Origin of the sequence: Streptomyces sp. NPDC000229 (genome assembly GCF_040300825.1) — a bacterium.
Lineage (GTDB): Bacteria > Actinomycetota > Actinomycetes > Streptomycetales > Streptomycetaceae > Streptomyces.
Genome location: NZ_JBEPEL010000015.1, coordinates 1 through 19703, shown reverse-complemented (window position 1 = coordinate 19703; position 19703 = coordinate 1). Strand labels below are relative to the sequence as shown.

Annotated in this window: 16 protein-coding genes; 9 read left to right on the top strand and 7 right to left on the bottom strand. The window is 73.2% G+C overall.

Going from position 1 to position 19703, the window contains the following annotated elements; translation table 11 throughout:
• The first annotated feature begins 496 nt into the window (after positions 1 to 496).
• From ABT360_RS10985 to ABT360_RS10970, 4 genes are all read left to right on the top strand, one after another.
• A complete protein-coding gene (locus ABT360_RS10985; protein WP_351813826.1) occupies positions 497 to 2308 on the top strand; it encodes a S8 family peptidase in 1812 nt (603 codons plus the stop codon).
• 324 nt (positions 2309 to 2632) lie between these two features.
• Positions 2633 to 5389 carry an AAA family ATPase gene (locus ABT360_RS10980; RefSeq protein ID WP_444852216.1) on the top strand — a complete coding sequence of 919 codons (2757 nt, stop codon included), beginning with the start codon at positions 2633 to 2635 and terminating at the stop codon, positions 5387 to 5389.
• 82 nt (positions 5390 to 5471) lie between these two features.
• Entirely contained in the window at positions 5472 to 6170 is a 699-nt protein-coding gene (locus ABT360_RS10975; RefSeq protein ID WP_351813699.1) for an ester cyclase, read from the top strand.
• A 121-nt stretch (positions 6171 to 6291) separates the two neighbouring features.
• Positions 6292 to 6867 carry a hypothetical protein gene (locus ABT360_RS10970; protein WP_351813697.1) on the top strand — a complete coding sequence of 192 codons (576 nt, stop codon included), beginning with the start codon at positions 6292 to 6294 and terminating at the stop codon, positions 6865 to 6867.
• Between the two features lie 102 nt (positions 6868 to 6969).
• On the opposite strand, the gene ABT360_RS10965 is transcribed toward ABT360_RS10970, so the two are convergent.
• The 4 genes from ABT360_RS10965 to ABT360_RS10950 all read right to left on the bottom strand — a co-directional run bounded on the left by ABT360_RS10965 (position 6970) and on the right by ABT360_RS10950 (position 10370).
• Positions 6970 to 8034, bottom strand: a complete 1065-nt coding sequence (locus ABT360_RS10965) for a glycoside hydrolase family 43 protein (RefSeq protein WP_351813695.1) — start codon at positions 8032 to 8034, stop codon at positions 6970 to 6972.
• Positions 8035 to 8549: 515 nt separating this feature from the next.
• On the bottom strand, positions 8550 to 9434 hold the full coding sequence (locus ABT360_RS10960) for a D-alanyl-D-alanine carboxypeptidase family protein (RefSeq protein ID WP_351813693.1): 885 nt from the start codon (positions 9432 to 9434) through the stop codon (positions 8550 to 8552).
• A gap of 221 nt (positions 9435 to 9655) precedes the next feature.
• Positions 9656 to 10033, bottom strand: coding sequence for a hypothetical protein (locus ABT360_RS10955; protein WP_351813691.1), 378 nt, complete (start codon positions 10031 to 10033; stop codon positions 9656 to 9658).
• Positions 10034 to 10118: 85 nt separating this feature from the next.
• Positions 10119 to 10370, bottom strand: a complete 252-nt coding sequence (locus ABT360_RS10950) for a DUF5133 domain-containing protein (RefSeq protein WP_351813689.1) — start codon at positions 10368 to 10370, stop codon at positions 10119 to 10121.
• Positions 10371 to 10474: 104 nt separating this feature from the next.
• On the opposite strand from ABT360_RS10950, the gene mmuM reads away from it, so the two are divergent.
• From mmuM to ABT360_RS10935, 3 genes are all read left to right on the top strand, one after another.
• On the top strand, positions 10475 to 11401 hold the full coding sequence (gene mmuM, locus ABT360_RS10945; RefSeq protein ID WP_351813687.1) for a homocysteine S-methyltransferase: 927 nt from the start codon (positions 10475 to 10477) through the stop codon (positions 11399 to 11401).
• Positions 11402 to 11533: 132 nt separating this feature from the next.
• Positions 11534 to 12514, top strand: coding sequence for a hydroxyacid dehydrogenase (locus ABT360_RS10940; protein ID WP_351813685.1), 981 nt, complete (start codon positions 11534 to 11536; stop codon positions 12512 to 12514).
• Positions 12511 to 14421, top strand: coding sequence for a DUF2264 domain-containing protein (locus ABT360_RS10935; RefSeq protein WP_351813683.1), 1911 nt, complete (start codon positions 12511 to 12513; stop codon positions 14419 to 14421). The genes ABT360_RS10940 and ABT360_RS10935 overlap by 4 nt, the downstream gene beginning before the upstream one ends.
• Positions 14422 to 14453: 32 nt before the next feature.
• On the opposite strand, the gene ABT360_RS10930 is transcribed toward ABT360_RS10935, so the two are convergent.
• Entirely contained in the window at positions 14454 to 15146 is a 693-nt protein-coding gene (locus ABT360_RS10930) for a DUF5701 family protein (RefSeq protein WP_351813681.1), read from the bottom strand.
• A gap of 130 nt (positions 15147 to 15276) precedes the next feature.
• Positions 15277 to 16227 (bottom strand): GlxA family transcriptional regulator, encoded by a 951-nt coding sequence (locus tag ABT360_RS10925; RefSeq protein ID WP_351813679.1) that lies wholly within the window; start codon positions 16225 to 16227, stop codon positions 15277 to 15279.
• Between the two features lie 70 nt (positions 16228 to 16297).
• Here ABT360_RS10925 and ABT360_RS10920 point away from each other — a divergent pair, with 70 nt between their 5' ends.
• Positions 16298 to 17251, top strand: a complete 954-nt coding sequence (locus tag ABT360_RS10920) for an NADP-dependent oxidoreductase (protein WP_351813677.1) — start codon at positions 16298 to 16300, stop codon at positions 17249 to 17251.
• Positions 17252 to 17330: 79 nt separating this feature from the next.
• The gene (locus ABT360_RS10915) at positions 17331 to 18554 is read left to right on the top strand and encodes an ABC transporter substrate-binding protein (protein ID WP_351813675.1); all 1224 of its coding nucleotides are present in this window, start codon (positions 17331 to 17333) and stop codon (positions 18552 to 18554) included.
• 183 nt (positions 18555 to 18737) lie between these two features.
• Here ABT360_RS10915 and ABT360_RS10910 read toward each other — a convergent pair whose 3' ends face one another.
• Positions 18738 to 19667 (bottom strand): pectate lyase family protein, encoded by a 930-nt coding sequence (locus ABT360_RS10910; RefSeq protein WP_351813825.1) that lies wholly within the window; start codon positions 19665 to 19667, stop codon positions 18738 to 18740.
• Positions 19668 to 19703: the final 36 nt, after the last annotated feature.

The following is a 19703-nucleotide window of genomic DNA, read 5'->3' as shown; positions in this document are numbered from 1 at the left end:
GCCACGGCCCGTACGCCCGGGTACACCCGGCTCCACCCTCCGTGGCGTCCGGGACCCGGCGAGGTGTGCCCGGGCGGGCGAACGAAGAACCGGGGTGTTTCGGTCAGCAGCGCTCCCGGCGGGTGGGGGGCGTCGGCGGCGGACCCCCGCACCGCCCTCACCCCTCGCGGGGGTGACAAGGGTTTTCCCCGTATCGGGTTCATCCCGGGTTTCCCTACTGTCTGCCGCACCGGAGGTTCTCAGCCACCTGGCTGTCAGGTGCATGTAATGCGCGAGTTCCGCCGGTGACGGCCCTTCCCCAGGGGTCGTCGCGTCGGCGGCGGCGCAAGGGGCATACCCGGCCCGGAGACCACGAGGTGCCACCCCCACGGCACGTCCGCGGTCCCCACGCGCCCGCCGCCCGTCGCGCCCTGCACCGTCAGCCGCTCCGGGAGTCGCCGGAGCTGCCCTGAAAGGGAACACCTTGAACGGTTCCAGGCGGAGACTCATATCCGTCGTGGCGGCGAGCGCCACGATCCTCGGCGTGACCGCCACCTCCGCGGTGGCCCTCGCCGCAGAGGCCACCCCCACCCCGAAGCCGGCTGCCCCGGCTTCGCAGGCCATGACCCCGGCCGCGCTGCCGAGCGCGCCCGTGGACAAGGTCATCGTCACCTACAAGTCCCGTACCGCCGAGGCCACGTCGAACAGCGCCGCCAAGAGCGACGCCGCGGCGAAGGCCACCGAGACGGGCGAGAAGCTCAGCTTCGAGCGCCGCCTGGCGAGCGGTGCCGCACTGGTCGACCTCGGCGCGGACGCCACCAAGCAGGACGTCACGGAGGTCATGGACGCCTTCCGCGCCGACCCGCAGGTCGCCTCCGTGGAGGCCGACATCCGCGCCTACGCGATGGCCGTCACGCCCGACGACACCGAGTACGCCAAGCAGTGGGACCTCTTCGAGGCCACCGGCGGCATGAACGTGCCCGGCGCCTGGGACAAGACCACCGGCAGCGGCGTCACCGTCGCCGTCATCGACACCGGTGCCGCAGCGCACAGCGACCTGAGCGGCAACACGGTCGCGGGCTACGACTTCATCTCCAGCTCCGCCGACGCCCGTGACGGCAACGGCCGTGACGCCGACCCCAAGGACGAGGGCGACTGGAACGCCACCGACGGCGAGTGCGGCGCCGGCTCCCGGGCGAGCAACTCGTCCTGGCACGGCACCCACGTCGCGGGCACCATCGCGGCGACCACCCACAACGCCAAGGGCGTCGCGGGCATCGCGTACGGGGCGAAGGTCCAGCACGTCCGCGTGCTCGGCAAGTGCGGCGGCTCGTCCTCGGACATCGCCGACGCGATCACCTGGGCCTCCGGCGGCTCCGTCCCGGGCATCCCGGCGAACCCGAACCCGGCCAAGGTCATCAACATGAGCCTCGGCGGCGCCAGCTCGACCTGCCCGACCGTCTACAAGAACGCCATCGACGGCGCGGTCGCACGGGGGGCGACCGTCGTCGTCGCGGCGGGCAACAGCAACGCCAACGCGTCCGGCTTCACGCCCGCCAACTGTGCGAACGTCATCAACGTGGCGTCCACCAGCCGTGAGGGCAACCGTTCGTACTACTCGAACTACGGCTCCATCATCGACGTCTCGGCCCCGGGCGGTGAGACCCGCCGCGCCACCGACACGCCCGGCACCGTCACCACCCCCGAGAACGGCATCCTCTCCACGCTGAACTCCGGCACCACCACCCAGTCGCTGGAGAACTACAAGCCCTACCAGGGCACTTCGATGGCCGCCCCGCACATCGCCGGGCTCGCCGCGCTGCTGAAGTCGGCCAAGTCGACCCTGACCCCGGCCGAGATCGAGGCCGCGATCAAGGCCAACGCCCGCCCGCTGCCCGGCACCTGCACCGGCGGCTGCGGCACCGGTATCGCGGACGCGACCAAGACCGTGAACGCCGTGACCGGTACTACCACCCCCGGTACCGGAACGGCGTTCACCAACGCCACGAACGTCACGATTTCGGACAACACCACCGTGACGTCCGCGATCGCCGTCACCGGCCGCACCGGCAACGCCCCCGCCGCCCTCAAGGTCGACGTGGACATCAAGCACACCTGGCGCGGTGACCTGGTCATCGACCTGGTCGCCCCGGACGGCACCGCGTACCGGCTGAAGAACTCCAGCAGCAACGACTCGGCCGACAACGTCCTCGCCACGTACACGGTCGACGCCTCCGCCGAGGCCGCGAACGGCACCTGGAAACTGCAGGTCCGGGACGTGGCGTCGGGTGACACCGGCTACATCGACTCGTGGGGCCTGACCTTCTGATCCACCGGTCGGACACACATCTTCACAGGTCAGGGGCGTGCTCGTGGCATCTCGCCGCGGGCACGCCCGCTTGTGTGTTCGTCCACATACCGGACAGGACACCTGGACTCCCGTGTCCGAGTTCGTATGCTGCGCTCGCGAGACAGATCGCGAGTCGGTTCGCGGACGAGGCGCGGGACAGGGCGCGGGGCAGGGGGCCCGCGCGCCGGAGGGTGGTGGGCGCAGGTGAGGTCGACGCCGTACCCCTCCGCGCCGTGCGCTCCCACGTCGTACGGCTCCACGCCATACGGCTCCGACCGGGCCGCGCCCGTCGGGCGGGCCGAACTGCTCGCCCGCCTGGAGCGCGTGCTTCTCACCCGTGGGCGTGCCCTGCTCACCGGGGCTCCCGGGGTCGGCAAGACGGAGGTCGCCCAGGCGGCCGCCGAGCAGGCCTCCGCGCGCGGTGAGACCGTCGTGTGGCTCGCCCCGCAGCCCGCGGACCAGGGCATGGCCGGGGCGGCCGCGGCCGCGCTCGTCGCCTCCGTCCCGCCCTTCGCGCTCGACGGCCTGCCGGGGCCGCAGCGGGATGCCGTCGCGGTGCTCTGCCGGGAGTCCGCCGCGCCCGCCGTCGGCCGGGACCCGATCGCCCTGCGGCTGGCCATCGCCGGCATCCTGCGGACCCTGACCGAGCGGTCCCCCGTCCTCCTGGTCGTCGACGACGCCCAGCGCATCGACGCCGACAGCGCCGACCTGCTCCGCTTCGCCCTGCACCTCGCGCCGCCCGCGCTGCGGGTCGTCGCCGTCGAGACGCCGGCGCCGTACGCCGGTGGCGGGGCCGACAGCGGAGGCGCGCCGATGCCCCTGTGGGTGGCCTCCGAGGCGGACGTGCTGCTGGTGCCGCCGCTCCAGGCCGACGAGATGGCCGAGCTGCTGGTCCACCACCGGCTGCCGTCCCGGCTCGCGGGGCGCATCCACCGCGCCAGCGGCGGCAACCCCCGCCTCGCGCTCGCCGTCGGCCGGTCCCTGGCGGACGCGCGCACCCCGGTGCACCACGCCGAGGCCCTGCCGCTCTCCGGGCGGGCCCGGGACGTGGCGCGCCGGATGCTCGCGCCCGCCTCCGCTCCTGTACGGGCCACGCTGCTGCTCGCCGCCCTGGCGCTGCGTCCGACCACCGCGCTGCTGCGCCGCGCCGGGCGCCCGACGGCGGAGGCGGAGCTGGCCGCCGCGGAGCGCGCGGGGCTGATCTCGCTGACCGAGGACGGGACGGTCGCGTTCACGGCCGGCCTGCTGCCCTCCACGCTCGTCCACGACACCTGCTGGACCGAGCGCAGCCGGGGGCACGCCGCGCTCGCCGAGGTGGCGGACGACCCGGTGGAATCGGTCCGGCACCGCGCCCTGGCCAACGATGTGCCGGACGAGGACCTGGCCGCCGAGGTGGCGGCGGCGGCCGACACGGCACGCCGGCGCGGCAACAGCGCGCTCGCCGCCGAACTGGCACTGCTCGCCGCCGAGACCACGCCCGCGGGCCTGGGCCGCCGCCGGCTGGAGCGGCTGGTGGACGCCGCGGAGGAGGCCGCTCGGGCCGCCCGCGCGGATCTCGCGATGCGCGCCGCGGCCGATCTGCTGGCCCGGGACGCGACGCCCGCGGACCGGGTCCGCGCGCGGCTGGCCGTGCTGGACACCGCGGGACAGGGCCTGACCGACCTGGACGAGATCTATGTGCACGCCATGGAGGACTCCGAGGGCGAACCGGCCCTGCGGGCGGCCGTGCAGCTGCGGCTGGCGGTGAAGTACGTCCTCGCGGACGGCGATCCGGTGCGGTCCCGGGCCGCGGCGGTCGAGTCGGCGGCCCTCGCCATGTCGGTGGGCGACCGGCACACCGCCGCGCAGGCGCTGACCCAGCAGGCCAGGATGGACCGGGTGCTCGGCTCGCCGGACGCCGAACGGACGCTGGCCGAGGCGCGTGCCCTGGAGATGACCGACCGGCCGCTCGGTGTCCGCAACGCCGCCCAGATCCTGACGATCCGTCATGCCCTGTTCGACGACCGGCTCGGTGAGGCCCGTGACCAGCTGTACGCGCTGCTGCCACTGGTCGAGCGGCGGGGACCGGTCGAGGACGCGATCGAGTTGTTCCGTACGCTCGCCGAGGTCGAGGCCCGGCGCGGCCAGTGCGCGGCGGCCCTCGGGCACGCCGAGCGGTCGCTGGCGCTGACGCTGGAGGCGGGTCTGTCGCCGGGGCCCGCCTGGTACGCGCTGGCGCTCGCCGAGACCGCGGGGGGCAGCTTCGCGCGGGCGGCCGGGTACGCGCGGCGCAGCGCCCGGGCGTCGGAGGAGGAGGGCGACCACGTCTTCCTCTCGCGCAGCCTCTACGCGCTCGGCCGGGTCCAGCTGGTCACCGGGGACGTGGCGGGCGCGCTGGAGACGCTGCGCCGGGTGCGCGACGGCGAGAGCGCCCAGTGCACGGTCGATCCCTCCATGCTGCGGTGGCACGAGGAGCTGGCCGAGGCGCTGCTGGCGGGGGACGCCCTGGCGGAGGCCCAGGCCCTGCTCGCGGACGTGGGCCCGGTCGCGGAACGGCTGGGCCGCGGTACGGTGCTGCTCGGTTACGACCGGGTGTACGCGCTGTGTCTGGCGGCGAGCGGCAAGACCGACGAGGCGGTCGACCTGCTGGTCGAGACGGCGGACCGGTTCGCCGGGCACGGGCTCGTCCTGGAGCAGGGGCGCTGCCTGATCGCCCTGGCGCGGGTGGAGCGGCGGCGGCGCAGACGGTCGGCCGCGCAGGCGGCGATGCAGGCGGCGGCCGCGGTCTTCGAGCGGGCGGGCGCCGTGCCGTGGCTCGGGCTGACAGCGGAGAGCCCCTCCCCCGCCGACTCCGCACCGGCGCCCGCCGCCGGAAGCGCCCTGTCCCGCCTGACGGAGGCCGAGCTGCGGCTCGCCCGGCTCGTCGGGGAGGGCGCGAGCAACCAGGAGGCCGCCGCCCGGCTGTACCTGAGCGTGAAGACCGTCGAGGCGCGGCTGACCCGCATCTACCAGAAGCTCGACGTCCGCTCCCGCGCCCAGCTGGCGACGGCCCTCAACGGACTCGCCACGCCGTCCCGGTGAAGGGGCACGCGCCCGCCTGCCGCGTCCCTCCGACCGGCCTACGCTGAAAGCAGCGCAGTCGTTCCCAATGACGGGAGGCGTCATGACATTCGTCCAGATCATCGACTGCAAGACCGCCAGGGTCGACGAGATGAACCGGTTGCTGGACAGCTGGGCCGAGGCGACCCAGGGCAAGCGGACGGCCACCCACGCGCTGATGGGCCGGGACCGTTCGGACTCCACGCATGTGCTGGAGATCGTGGAATTCCCCTCGTACGAGGAGGCGATGGAGAACTCGAAGCTCCCCGAGACCGACCGGATCTTCCGGGAGATGGTGGAGCTCTGTGACGGTGAACCCACCTTCACGGATTTGGACGTCGTCCGGGACGAACAGCTCAACAAGCTCATCGTCCAGAGGTTCGTGGACGAGGTGATCAACCAGGGGAACGTCGACGCGGCCGACGGTCTGTGCGCCAGCGACTACCGTGAGCACGACCCGTCCCTGTCGTCGTACGACGCCAACCTGGCGACCGCCAAGGCGGAGAACCGGGAGATCATGGAGGCGTTCCGGCCGGCGTGCACCATCGAGGGCCTCGTCGCCGAAGGCGATCTGGTGTGCCTGCGCATGTCGTACACGGGCCGCCACGTCGGCGCGTACAAGGGCATCGAAGCCACCGGCCGCGATGTTTCCGGCACGGGTCACGCGACTTTCCGCTGCAAGGGCGGCAAGATCGCGGAGAGTTGGTGGAACCTGGACGACCTGGGCCTCATGCGGCAGTTGGGTGTCGTTCCGGAGGAATGACGGAGCAGCCACGTCGCCCATGATTCCGCAGATCCCTCCGCCCCCTTCGGAGGGGCGGAGGGGCGGCCCGCCGGTCGGGACCGCCCGCCGCCGGACGAGGGCGTCCAGGTAGCCTCTGCGGGTGACCGATGAAGTTACCCGCTGGTACAGACTTTCCGCGCTGCTGCCCGAGCCGGAGGCCACTCGGGTCAGGGACTGCTGGGACACGGGAGAGCAGGAAGCCGGGCTCGACACGCTCGTGTCCGCTCTCCTGGCACACCGGGTGGTGATCAGCGAGAACAGGCTCGTCGAGATCGCGGTGCTGGCGCAGGAGTGGGGCATGGGCGGAGCGCTCACGGCCCGACTGCTGTACTGCGCGGCAGTCGGTTCCGACGAGGAGAACCCCCCGCTGCGGCTGATCGAGCATCCGGATGCCCGGCCGCTTCCCTCGCCGGGCTCCGACCACGTCCTGGTGCCGTGGATCGGGTGCGGCCGGTGCGGTGGGGTGCTGGCGCGGGCACACACGGTGGAGCCCTGGGGCGATCTGTCCTTCCTTCCGCTCCACTACACGCTCATGGGCCCGCGTCCCGCGCCGCCCCGCGTATTCGGCGCGCACAGCCCGTGGCCCGCCCTGGAAGCGCTGCGCACCGACTGCGCGCCCGCGCGTATGTGCACCCCGAGCCCCGCGCCGGCCGCTGAGCCCCGCGCCGGCCGGTGACGCGGCCCGGCCGGTGACGCGGTCCCGCAGCAGCCGGAGGGCCCGCTCCGGGGCGGCCGTGTTCGGGGCGGCGCGCCGTCCGGCCGGGCGCGGAGCGGCCGGTCAGCCCCTCGGACCGTCGGCGACCGGAATGCCGAAGTCCGGGGTGCCGTCGGGCTTCCAGCCGAGTCGCTGGATGCGGGTGTGGCGGTTGGGGTCGTGCAGGGGATCGCCGCTGATCTCCTTGTACTGGCGGGCGTGGTAGACGAGGACGTCGGTGCGGCCGTCCTCGGCGACGGTGAAGGAGTTGTGGCCGGGCCCGTACTGGCGGGTGGAGTCGTTGCTGGTGAACACCGGCCGGGATGACTTGGTCCAGTTGGCCGGGTCCATCAGGTCGCCGCGGTCGTCGGCGGTGAGGAGCCCCATGCAGTAGTTGCTGTCGGTGGCGCTGGCGGAGTACGTCATGAAGAGACGGCCGTTGCGCCGGATGACGGAGGGGCCCTCGTTCACCTTGAAGCCGACGCACTCCCAGTCGTACTCCGGTGTGGTGAGCCGGACTTGCGGGCCGGCGAGCGTCCAGGGGTTGGCCATCCGGGACAGGAAGACGGCGGTGTTGTTGTCCATGCCCGGCTCGTGCTGCGCCCAGGCGAGGTAGCGGGAGCCCCGGTGCGTGAAGGTGGTGGCGTCGAGGGAGAAGGTGTCCCAGGCGGTGGCGATCCGCCCCTTCTCGGTCCAGGTGCCCTTGAAGGGGTCGCGGCTGCGGTTCTCCAGCACCCACATACGGATCTTCCACACGTCGTCCGAGGGCGCGGCGGCGAAGTAGATGTACCACGTGCCGTCGATGTGGTGGATCTCCGGCGCCCAGATGTGCGCGCCCATGTCGCCGCTGCCGTGCTTCCTCCAGACCACCGCCTCCTCCGCGGTGGCCAGGCCGCGGAGGGTGCGCGAGCGGCGGAGGACGATCCGGTCGTACTCGGGGGCGGTGGCGGTGAAGTAGTAATGCCGGTCGGTGTGGCGGTGGATGTGCGGATCGGCGCGGTTGCGTACGAGGGGGTTGACGTACGGATGCCGCTCGGCGGCGCCGGGCGTGGCGGCGCTCGCAACTCCTGGCACGGCGCCGAGTGCGCCCACCGCGAGGGCGCCCTGGAGGAGCAGCCGGCGGGTGGGGGGTGTGGGGTGGTGACTCATACGGTGTGCCCTTCCGTCCCGGGACGCCGGGGCCCAACGGCCTTGCTGCGACCGCCTGTTCGGGATCCCGAACGTCATCTGCAATACCGAACGGCGAAACGGTAAGGGTGCGGTACGGGAAGGTCAACGGGTCGCGCGTGAATCACCCCGGCCGTTCACAGCCGCGCGTCGCGGTGGGCCGGTTCGCCGTCGAGAACGGTGAGCAGCACGGGGACGTCCGGCAGTTCGGTGGCCGGGGCGGTGAGCGGGCCGGTGGCGAGTGCGGTCAGGTGGGCGAGGCGGGTGCAGTCGTCGCGGTCCGGCCGGCGGGCGTTCGGGGATTCGCCGTGGCGGTCCGGGTTCTCCAGCCAGGTGGTGCCCTTCGATGGACCGTCCGTGCGGCGCCCGATCGTCCCGTACCCCGGCGAGGTCCGGGCATGGCCACGGGGCCGGCCGGGGGCCGCCGTCCCCGCACGCGCGGGAACGGCCTCCGGGCCCGAGGGACAGCCCTCGGGCGCGCGGCGGCTCCCCGGGCGCTACTTCCTGAATCCGTGATCCATGAGCTTGGTCGCGTCCGTGTTGCGGTTGACCTCCGAGGAGGAGGCCAGGACCGTGCCGACGACCGTCCTTCCGCCCCTGGTGGCGGCGAAGACCAGGCAGTACTTGGCCTCCGGGCCGGAGCCGGTCTTGACCCCGATGGCCCCCCGGTAGGTACCGAGGAGTTTGTTGGTGTTGGTCCACGACATGTCGCGGTAGCCGCCGCTCTTCGTCGTGACCCTCTGCTTGGTCGACTTCGTCTTCACGATGGCGCGGAACGTCGGGTTCTTCATCGCCTGCCCCGCGAGCTTGGTGAGGTCGCGCGGGGTCGAGTAGTTCTTGCCGTTGCCGATGCCGTCGAAGGAGTCGAAGTGGGTGTTCTTCAGGCCGAGCCCGGTGGCCGCCGCGTTCATCTTCCCGACGAACGACTTCACGCGGGCCTGCCGGGTGGAGCCGGTCCCGTAGGTGTCGGCCAGAGCGTATGCGGCGTCGCATCCGGAGGGGAGCAGCAGCCCGTACAGCAGTTGCCGGACGGTCACCTTGTCGCCCACGATGAGCCGTGCCGACGAGGCTGTCCTGGCCACGATGTAGTCGCTGTACGCCATCTGGACGGTGACCTTGCGGTCCAGGTCCAGGCCCCTCTGCGAGAGCACCACCTGAGCCGTCATGATCTTGGCCGTCGATCCGGTGGGAAGACGGCTGTCGGCGCCCTTCGCGTAAAGGGCCGCCCCCGAGCCGGTGTTCATCACGAAACCGCCCTTGGCGGTGATCGACGGTGGCCGCACCGGGGCCGCCTGGGCCGGGGCGACGGCCGCCCCGGTGGCCAGGACGGTCCAGACGGTGACGTGCACCGCCCCCAAGCGGCTGAAGGTCCTGCTGTTCAAAGTCCACACTCCCGTACACGCAGCCGCGGCGACGCTGCCCGGATTACACCGCTACCGGCAAGACACGCCAAGCGGCCCCGGGGATGCGCCTCGCCCGCCGGAAGCCACCTAAAGAGTGACGGGGACGGACGACGGTGCTGCTCGGTGAACTCGTCCGGCCGCCGTTGCCGCCGGCCGCCCACCACAAGTGGCGGGTTGCGGCCGCTCGCAGGTGACGTGTCTCAGCCCCGCAGTGAGGCGCGCAGGGACAGTCCGTGGTGGCGGGGCAGCCGGTACACCTCCCAGGCGGACAGGGCCGTCACGGTCACCGGCGCGCCCAGCATGAAGGCGATCCGGGCGAGCGGCGGGACGTTCGCGTAGGCGCCCGTGGCCACGTCGATGATCGCCATTTCCCACACCAGGAAGGTGGCGAGGACCGGCGGCACCATCTCGTGGATGTCGGCCGTGCGGAAGACATGCACGAGCGAAAGGCCGATGCCGTAGATCGCGAAGCCGACCGACCACAGGGCCGGCAGCGAGATGGCCGCCTTGCCGGGGATACCCACGGAGTCCCGGAAGCCCTCCAGCTCCGGAGCCATCGCCAGCGGGAAGGTGGACATGGAGACGACCAAGGCCGCCACCGCGCCGAGCGGTCTCAGGGCGCGGCGCAGATACCCGGGGCCCGGTCTGCCCCGGGTCGGGAGGTCAGGAAGTCAGAGCTTCAGCAGCTCCGGACGTCAGGAGGGAGTCGTCCTCCGGGCGGGCCCCGGGCAGTCGGTGGCGGGCGGCGACCAGAGCCGTGTCGACGTCCCCGGTGCCCGTGGCGACGCAGAGGGTACGGGCGAGTTCGTCCATGCGTTCCCGGACCTCCGGGGTGCCCGCCTCGGCGTGCAGGATCCTCAGGGTCTCGTACTGCTCGACCAGGTTGTTCAGGACGGCGGGGTGGGCCATCAGCACGGCTGGTCTCCTTCCTGACGACAAGCGCCGGTTGTCTCACGTGGGGCCCTGCTACCCGGTGATCCGTTCCGCATGCCCGGGTGTCCTGGGCTAGCTTCGCCCTCATGACCAGCGCCGCCGCACCCTCCTTCGCCGAAACGCTCGCCACGTCGCCCGTGCCCGTCATCCTCGACGGCGGGCTGTCCAACCAGCTGGAGGCAGCCGGCCACGACCTGAGCGACGACCTGTGGTCGGCGCGGCTCCTCGCCGACCGGCCGGAGGCGATCGTCGCGGCGCACGTCGCCTACTACGAGGCCGGTGCGAGCGTCGCGACGACCTCCAGTTACCAGGCCACCTTCGAGGGCTTCGCGCACCGCGGCATCGGCCACGACCGGGCGGCCGGACTCCTCGCGCTCAGCGTCGAACTGGGACGTGAGGCCGCCCGGCGCGCCGAGGCGAAGGTGCCCGGGCGGTCCCTGTGGGTGGCCGCCTCCGCCGGGCCGTACGGCGCGATGCTCGCCGACGGGTCGGAGTACCGGGGCCGGTACGGGCTCACCGTCGCCGAGCTGGAACGGTTCCACCGCCCTCGGCTGGAGGTGCTGGCCGCCGCCCGCCCGGACGCCCTCGCGCTGGAGACCGTGCCGGACGCGGACGAGGCACGGGCGCTGGTACGGGCGGTGCGCGGGCTCGGCGTACCGGCATGGCTGTCGTACAGCATCGCCGGGGAGCGGACGCGGGCGGGCCAGCCGCTGGAGGAGGCCTTCGCGGTCGCGGCGTCGTCGGAGGAGATCGTCGCCGTCGGGGTGAACTGCTGTGCGCCCGAGGACGCCGACCGCGCGGTCGCGATCGCGGCGCGCGTCACGGGCAAGCCGGTGGTGGTGTACCCGAACAGCGGTGAGCGGTGGGACGCCGCGGCCCGTGCCTGGCGCGGCCGTCCGACGTTCTCGGCCGAGCGGGTGGAGGGCTGGCGTCAGGCGGGCGCGCTGCTGATCGGCGGCTGCTGCCGCGTGGGTCCGGACGCGATCGCCGAGCTGGCGGCCGGCACCCGCTGATCGCTGACCGCTGATCGTTTGATCGTTTGACCGGATCAGCGGCGTCGACCACCATGCCGGTGTCGATGACGTGTCGACGACTTGGAGTGATGCGATGCCGACCGCACACGCCCACCGCCCGCCGCCCTCGCCATGAGCGAGGAGGCGGCAGCGGCCGTCTTCGGCCCCGGAGTACGCGAGGAACTGGCGGCCGTCTGCGACCTGGCTCCCCCGCCCGTGCTCGACGACCTGACCACCGACCGCGCCCGCGCCGTGCTCGCCGGGACCGAGCTGCTGGTCACCGGCTGGGGCTGCCCGCCCGTCGACGAGGCGGCGTTGGCCGCCGCGCCCCGGCTGCGCGCCATCGCCCACTCGGCCGGCAGCGTCCGCGGACACATCACCGAGGCGTGCTGGCGACGGGATATCGAGGTGTCGTCGGCGGCCGCCGCCAACGCCTTGCCGGTGGCGGAGTACACGGTCGCGATGATTCTGCTGTCCGGCAAGCGCGTCCTGGAGCGGGCCCGCGACTACCACGCCTCGCGCGAGCGCCGCGACCCGCTGCGGGCGGATCCCGGCATCGGCAACTACCGCCGTACGGTCGGCATCTGCTCCGCCTCGCTGATCGGGCGCCGGGTCATCGAACTGCTGCGCCCCCACGACCTCCGTGTCCTGCTCCACGACCCGTACGTCGCCGACGGCGAGGCGGCCAACCTCGGCGTACGGAAGGTGGGCCTCGGGGAGTTGTTCGCGGCGAGCGACGTGGTCAGCGTGCACACCCCGCTGCTGCCCGCCACGCGCGGCCTCGTCAGCCGTGAGCTGCTCGCGGCGCTTCGCCCGGTCGCGACGCTGATCAACACCGCGCGCGGTGCGGTGGTCGACCAGGAGGCGCTCACCGAGGCGGTGCTGGCGGGCCGGATCCACGCGGTGCTGGACGTCACCGATCCGGAGGTCCTGCCGCCGGACCACCCGCTGTGGGACTGCGAGAACGCGCTGCTGACCCCGCACCTGGCGGGGTCCCAGGGCAACGAGTGGCGGCGGCTCGCCGAACTGACCGTGAGCGAGGTGGCCCGCTGGGCCGCGGGCGACGGCTTCGCCCACCCCGTACGACGCGAGAGGCTGGCGTACCTGGCATGAGCGAGCATCTTCATCTGCCGCCCGACGACCGGGAGTCGAGCCCGTACACCGGTTTCACCCGCGTCCACTGGGAGGCGGCGGCCGACGGCCTGGTCCGGGCCGCCTGGCGCTGGGCGACGCCCGGCGGGGCGCTGCTGGACCTGCCGGGGCGGCCGTCGCACTCCGGCGTACGCTCCGACGGGCTGGAGGGGTACGCGCGGACGCTCCTGGCAGCCGCGTTCCGGGTCGCGGGCGCCGGCGGGGGCGACCCGTACGGCCTGCTCGGCCGGTACGCGGACGGGCTGGCCGCCGGGACGCGCACGCCCGGCCGCGAGGACGCCGAGTCGTGGCCGCTGATCCTCGACCACCATGTCCAGGGCCAGCCGATGGTCGAGTCGGCGTCGGTGGCGCTCGGACTGCGGTTGACCCGGCCCTGGCTGTGGGACCGCCTGGACAGCGGCGTACAGGAGCGGGCCGAACAGTGGCTGCGCGGCGCGCTGCGGCACACGCCCTCCCCCAACAACTGGTATCTCTTCCCGCTCACCGTCGCCGGGTTCCTCCAGTCCGTGGGGCGCGGCGACGCGGAGACGGCACGGGCGGTCGAACGGGGCCTGGAGCTGCTCGAGGGCTGGTACCGCGGCGACGGCTGGTACGCGGACGGCGACGGCCGCGCGTTCGACCACTACAACGGCTGGGCGCTGCACCTGTACCCGCTGCTGCACGCCCATCTGGCGGGCGACGGGGCCCTGTTGGACGTCTACGGACCACGGCTGCGCGAGCACCTGGAGGGGCTGTCGCTGCTGTTCGACGGTGACGGGGCACCGGTGCACTTCGGGCGGTCGCTGACGTACCGGTTCGCGGCGGGGACGGCGGTGGGGCTCGGCGCGCTGACCGGGCACACGCCGCTCGCGCCGGGCGTCTCGCGACGGCTCCTGAGCGGCTGCCTGCGCTACTTCCTGGACCGGGGCGCGGTGGACGGGCGGGACGGGCTGCTGACGCTCGGCTGGCACGGTCCGCACGAGGCGACGCTCCAGTCGTACTCGGGTCCCGCCTCGCCGTACTGGGCGTCCAAGGCCTTCGTGGCGCTGCTCGTCCCGGCGGACGACCCGCTGTGGACGGTACGGGAGGAGGCGGCACCCGCCGAGAACGGTGACCGGGTGCGGGCACTGCCCGCGCCGGGGCTGCTGGTCCAGACGACCGGTGCGGACGGCATCGCTCGCCTGCACAACCACGGCAGTGACGCCGTACCGCCGTTCGCGGGCGACACCGCCGACGCGCACGACGTGCTGTACGGGCGGCTCGCCTACTCCACCCGGACGGGGCCGACTTCCGCCGCCAACGCGGCCGACAACCACCTGGCCGTCGAGGTCGGCGGGGTGGCGTCGGTGCGCTGCCGGATCCGGCCGCTGGGCGCCGGGCACGGGGACGGCTGGGGGTGGGCCGCCTCCTGGCACCGGCCGGTGTTCCCGGCGGGGTCGCCGATGGTGCCGGGGCTGCGGGCCCAGAGCGTGACGGTGGCGCTCGGCCGGTACGAGCTGAGGGTGCACCGGCTGGTGGGCCTGCCCCGCGGGGCGCGGGTGCGCCTGTCGGGGTGGGCGACCGGGCCGGACGAGCCGCTCGTCTCGCAGTTGCTCGGCCTGCACGGGTGGGAGGAGCCGGACGCCGGGGAGCTGCGCGCCCCGCAGGGCACGGCGTTCACCCGCTGGGCGGTGCTCCCCCGGCTGAGCACCGCCCCGTCCGAGGAGTGCGGCACGCTGGTGCTGGTGGCGCTGGCGTCCCTCACCGCCGCCCCGGACGCGGGGCCGCTCGCGGGTGCGGCGAGCGTGGAGCGGGCGGACGGCGAGCTGGTCGAGGTGCGGTGGGCGGACGGCGGGGCGGTCACCCGGATCGCGTTCACCCCGGCGGTGACGGTCACGCACGCGCCGTGAGCGTGCCTGCCGCCTGCTCGGCCGCCCGGGCGTCAGGCGGGCGTGTCGTCCGTGCGGCGACCTCCGGCGGAGGCCATGCCGAGCCAGGTGTGCGGGTTGCCCTCCCAGCACCAGCCCAGTTTGGGTGCCTTCTGGCTGATCCAGATCGCCGGAACGCGGCGGTCGCCGCTGCGGGAGCCGCCGAGCGAGAAGCACTGGTTCTTCACCAGGACCTGGGGGAAGTGGGTGATCAGCGCGATGCCTTCCTCGATGGTGAGCAGGGTGCGGCCCCGCTCGGCGATGGTGGCCATGGCGTCGCGGGGGACGGCTCCGCAGAACTCCTCGCCGCGTTCGACGTCGAGCAGGAGATACGCGCGCCGGCCGGGAAGTTCCGCCTCCGGTGTGGCGACGAAGCGCTCCAGGGCGCCGGGCTCGAAGGACCGGTCGACGAACCCGGGAAGCTTCCCGCCGTGCAGGGTGGTGCGGGGCATCGTCTCCTCGATCGGCGCGAGTTCCCGGGTGACCACCAGCAGGAACGGCACGCGGCCGGATTCGCGGCCGGCCTCGGGTCCGGACTCGTCGTACTCCTGGTCCGCGGCGTTCGCGGCCGCCACGGCGACGGGGCGCAGCGGTGCGAGCAGGGCGGCGAAGCTCTCCGGCTCGAAGCCGGAGAGCTTCGGGTAGCCGCGCTCGGTCAGGGTGCGGACCTGCCGGTCGAACTCGGCGGCGGGGTCGAAGGGGGTCACGCGGGGTCCTCTCGTGCGGTGGGTGCGCGTCGGCACTGCTCGGTGACTGCTCGGTGGTACGCGGGCGGCGGAAGCCGAACTGTCCGCTGAAGTCGCCGCTCTCGATGCGCGGATCAGTGACCGGGGGCGGTCAGGCGGGGGCGCGGTCCGCGGCGCGGAAGGTGCGGCGGTAGGCCAGCGGGGAGACGCCGATCGCGGCGTGCAGGTGCTGCCGCAGGGAGGTGGCGGTCGCGAAGCCCACCTCGCCCGCGATGCGGTCCACCGGCAGGTCGGTGGCTTCCAGCAGGTGCCGGGCCCGGGCGACGCGCTGCTGGATGAGCCAGCGGCCGGGGCTCATGCCCACTTCCTCGCCGAACCGGCGGGCGAAGGTGCGCGCGCTCATCCGGGCGTGGTCCGCGAGGTCGGCGAGCGTCAGCGGCAGGTGCAGGTTCTCCAGGGCCCAGTGGCGGGTGGCGCCCGTCCCGTTCTCCGACCTCTCGGGCACCGGCTGTTCGATGTACTGGGCCTGGCCACCGTCCCTCCAGGGGGGCACCACACACTTCCTGGCCACCTGGTTGGCCACCTCGCTGCCGTGGTCCTCGCGCACGATGTGCAGGCAGACGTCCACGCCCGACCCGGCGCCCGCCGAGGTGAGGACGGAGCCGGTGTCGACGAAGAGGACGTCGGGGTCGAGCGCCACGTGGGGGAAGAGCCGGCGGAAGAGCGGGACCAGCGACCAGTGCGTGGTGGCGGTCCGGCCGTCGAGCAGCCCGGCGGCCGCCAGGAGGAAGGCGCCGGTGCAAATGGAAACGATCCGGGTCCCCGGGCGGATCAGGGCGAGCGCGTCGGCGGCCGGCCGGGGCAGGTCGGCGGCGGCGAGTTCCATGTCATAGGGCGGGACGACCACCGTGTCGGCGGTGGCCAGCGCCTCGGGGCCGTGATCGACGGTGATCGAGAAATCCGAGCCGGTGCGTACGGGCCGGCCGTCGAGGGAGCAGGTGATCACCTCGTAACGGCCGTCCGCCGAGCCGAAGACGCGGTGGGGGATGCCCAGTTCGAAGGGATACACGCCGTCGAGGGCGACGACCACGACACGATGCATGGCACGATCCTATCGGATATTGGCAATCTTGCCATTTTCCAAGCGTCCCGGCCCCGGCAGGGTGGAGCCCATGACAACGACGACAACCATGCGCGCGATCAGTCAGGACGTCCTCGGCGGACCCGAGGTGCTGAAGGAAGTGCAGACGCGGCGCCCGGAGCCGGGACCGAGCCAGGTGCTGGTGCGGGTACGCGCGGCGGGGGTCAACCCCACCGACTGGAAGCACCGCGGCGCCCGGCTGTTCCTGGGCGATCCGCCGTACGTCCTCGGCTGGGACGTCTCCGGAGTGGTGGAGGCGACCGGCATGGGCGTCACCCTGTTCAAGCCCGGCGACGAGGTGTTCGGGATGCTGCCCTACCCGTACGGCGTCGGCTCCCACGCCGAGTACGTCACCGGCCCCGCGCGCGCCTTCGCCCGCAAGCCGTCCGGCATCGACCACGTCCAGGCCGGCGCCCTGCCGCTGGCCGCGCTGACCGCCTGGCAGGCCCTGGTCGACACCGCCCGCGTGGAGGCCGGACAGCGCGTGCTGATCCACGCGGCGGCCGGCGGCGTAGGACACCTGGCCGTGCAGATCGCCAAGGCACGCGGAGCGTACGTGATCGGCACGGCCAGCGGGGGCAAGCACGCGTTCCTGCGTGAGCTGGGGGCCGACGAGGTGATCGACTACCGGGAGACGGACTTCTCCGAAGAGGTCGCCGACGTCGACGTCGTCCTGGACACCATCGGCGACGACGACTACCGCACGCGCTCGCTGCGCACGCTCCGCCGGGGCGGCCTGCTGGTGTCCATCCTCCCGATGGGCGGCGACGAACTGGCCGAGCGAGCGCGCGCGTTCGGCGTACGTACGGAGCTGCTGCTGGTCGAGGCCGACCACTCGGGCATGAACGCGATCGCCCGGCTCGTCGAGGAAGGCCGGCTCCGTGCGGCGATCGCGGGCACCTTCCCGCTCGCGGACGCCGCCAGGGCGCACGAACTGGGCGAGACGGGCCGGACGGCCGGCAAGCTGGTCCTCACCGTCGACTGACACGAGGCACCGCCGCGAAGGCCGCCGCTCCTGGTGAGTCCGTGCGTGACACCCGCCCCGCTGGGGCGTTGTGAGGGTCATGGATCAGACGAACGGTGAAGAGAAGCGAGTGCGGGCGGCGGCATCGCCGGCCGCGGGCGGGCGCACGGGTGTGCCGACCGTGGGCGTCGTCGTCGCCCGGACGGGCCGGCTGGCGCGGCTGGGGGATCCCCTGGCGTACGCCGTGGACCTGCTGGCGCCGAAGCTGCGCGGACGGCTGCGCCTGGTGGGCCGCGACAGCCGTTCCTGTGCCGAGGGCGCACGGCAGGCGGTGCGGGAGCTGGTGGAGGTGGAGCAGGCGCGGATCGTGCTCACGCTGGCGGGTACGGAGGTGCTGCCCGCGGTCGCCGACGCCTGCGAGGAGGCGAGTGTCCCGTGCCTGTCGAGCACCTTCCCGTGGCAGGTGTACCACTACGGCGGCAGGCGACGGCGCTGGACGTACCACTTCTGCTGGGGGCTCGACGACATCGCCGAGGTCTTCGCCGACCTGTGGGAAGCCGCCGGCGGGACGGAACGGAAGGTGGGGTGCCTGTGGAACGACGGCCCGCAGGGCACCTGGTCCCGGCATTCCACGCACGGCTTCCTGCCCGCCGCACGCGCGCGTGGGCACCGTCTCGTGGTCCCGGCCGGGTACCGGGAGCCGGCCGCCACCCTCGCCGGGCACGTGGCGGCGTTCCGCGACGAGGGCGTGGACATCGTCACGAGTGCGGCGACCGGGGCGGACCTGGGCGTGTTCCGCCGGGAGGCCGCCCGGCAGGGGCTGCGGCTCCGGCTGATCACCTGCTCCCGGTGGCTGGCCTACCCGCCCGCCTCCACCGCGGACCCGGCCGTGGAGGCTCCCCAGGCGAACGTGGCGACCCTCGTGTACTGGACCCCGGCCCACCCGTACCGCTCGTCCATCGACGGCATGAGCGCCGCCGAACTGGCCGAGGGATACGAGCGGGCCACGGGCAACCAGTGGCTCCAGCCGCTGGGACTGGCGTACGCCCTCGTCGAGGTGGCCGCGCACGCGCTCGCCACGGCCGACGACCCGGCCGCCCCCGCATCGGTCGCCGCCGCGCTCGGTGCGACGCGGCTGGAGACCGTCGCGGGTCCGCTCGACTGGACGTCCGGCCCCGTGCCCCGCATCGCCACCGTGCGGCTGTCGGGCGGGCAGTGGCAACGGGGCCGGAAGCACCCGTACGAACTGGTGGTCACCGACAACCGACAGGTGGAAGGGCTGCCGGTCGGCGGCGAATTGGTGCCCCTCGGGGCGGATCAGTAGGCGCTCCATGTGGGCGTACCGCCGTTGTTCAGCATGCCGTCGCACGATGGACGGCGCCTCGAGGGCTCTGCGGTGCGTTCGATGCCGGTACGCCAGGAGCGGGGGGGACGGCCACGATCGCCCCGCCGTCGCCGTCGCCATCGCCATCGCCATCGCCATCGGCGAGGAGTGGGCGGGTCGCGCTCATGGCTTGCCCGCGCCGGCTCCGGCGGTCACCGAGGCGGCGACGGACGAGGCGGGTTCGGCGGTGTAGCCGTAGGGCGGGGTGGTGAAGGTGCCGGTGCGGGAGATCTCGGTGGCGGCGCCGCCGAGGTCGTTGCCGCGCAGGACGGCGTATCCGTCGATGTCGCTGCTGCGACTGGTGGTCACGGCGATCTTGGTGGACCGGAAGACGTTGTTCTCGACGAGGACCTGGGCGCCCATGCGGGAGTGGACGGCGGTGTCGGCGGACTCCACGTAGTTGTTGTAGAAGTGGCCGGTGCCGAAGCGGAGGCTGGGGATGCGCGAGTAGACGTTGCTGAAGTGGTTGTGGTGGTACGTGACGCGCAGGTGCCCGGTGTCCTCGGCGGCGTTGTTGTCGCTGTGGCCGACCAGTGAGCCCTTGAAGTGGTTCTTGAAGGTGTTCCAGGAGACGGTGACGTGGTCGGCGGCGTGGGTGATGTCGAGCAGGCCGTCGTAGTAGTCCTTGCCGTGCTCGCGGTCGGCGGAGAAGGAGTTGTGGTCGATCCACACCTTGGTGGACTCCTGGACGGTGATGCCGTCGGCGGGCGCGACCGGCTTGCTGATGTGGAGGTTGCGGACGACGACGTTGGTCTCCTCCTTGATGCGCAGCCCGCCGCCGGTGAAACCGGACGAGGAACCGGCGCCCAGGACGGTGGTGTTGGAGCCGATGTCGACCTGGCCGGTCAGGGATATCTGCCCGTCGACCCGTACGACCTTGGCGTTGTCGCCGGCGACGGCGGCCTTGAAGGCGGCGAGCGTGGAGACGGTGACGGCGGGCGCGTTGCCGCCTCCGGTGGTTCCGGCGCCGAAACCGATGGGCGCGGTCCCGGCGGCGGGCGCGGTCCCGCCGGCGGGCGCGGCGCCGGCGGACTGCGGGACAGATGGGTGAATCGATGTCGGAGATGGACGAGAAGGTGTACACGCGGA

Coding starts and splice junctions, on each gene's coding strand:
- ABT360_RS10975 (WP_351813699.1), top strand. CDS start 5,472: ATGACATTCGTCCAGATCATCGACTGCAAGACCGCCAGGGTCGACGAG.
- ABT360_RS10965 (WP_351813695.1), bottom strand. CDS start 8,034: ATGAGTCACCACCCCACACCCCCCACCCGCCGGCTGCTCCTCCAGGGC.
- ABT360_RS10955 (WP_351813691.1), bottom strand. CDS start 10,033: ATGTCCACCTTCCCGCTGGCGATGGCTCCGGAGCTGGAGGGCTTCCGG.
- mmuM (WP_351813687.1), top strand. CDS start 10,475: ATGACCAGCGCCGCCGCACCCTCCTTCGCCGAAACGCTCGCCACGTCG.
- ABT360_RS10940 (WP_351813685.1), top strand. CDS start 11,534: ATGAGCGAGGAGGCGGCAGCGGCCGTCTTCGGCCCCGGAGTACGCGAG.
- ABT360_RS10935 (WP_351813683.1), top strand. CDS start 12,511: ATGAGCGAGCATCTTCATCTGCCGCCCGACGACCGGGAGTCGAGCCCG.
- ABT360_RS10925 (WP_351813679.1), bottom strand. CDS start 16,227: ATGCATCGTGTCGTGGTCGTCGCCCTCGACGGCGTGTATCCCTTCGAA.
- ABT360_RS10920 (WP_351813677.1), top strand. CDS start 16,298: ATGACAACGACGACAACCATGCGCGCGATCAGTCAGGACGTCCTCGGC.
- ABT360_RS10915 (WP_351813675.1), top strand. CDS start 17,331: ATGGATCAGACGAACGGTGAAGAGAAGCGAGTGCGGGCGGCGGCATCG.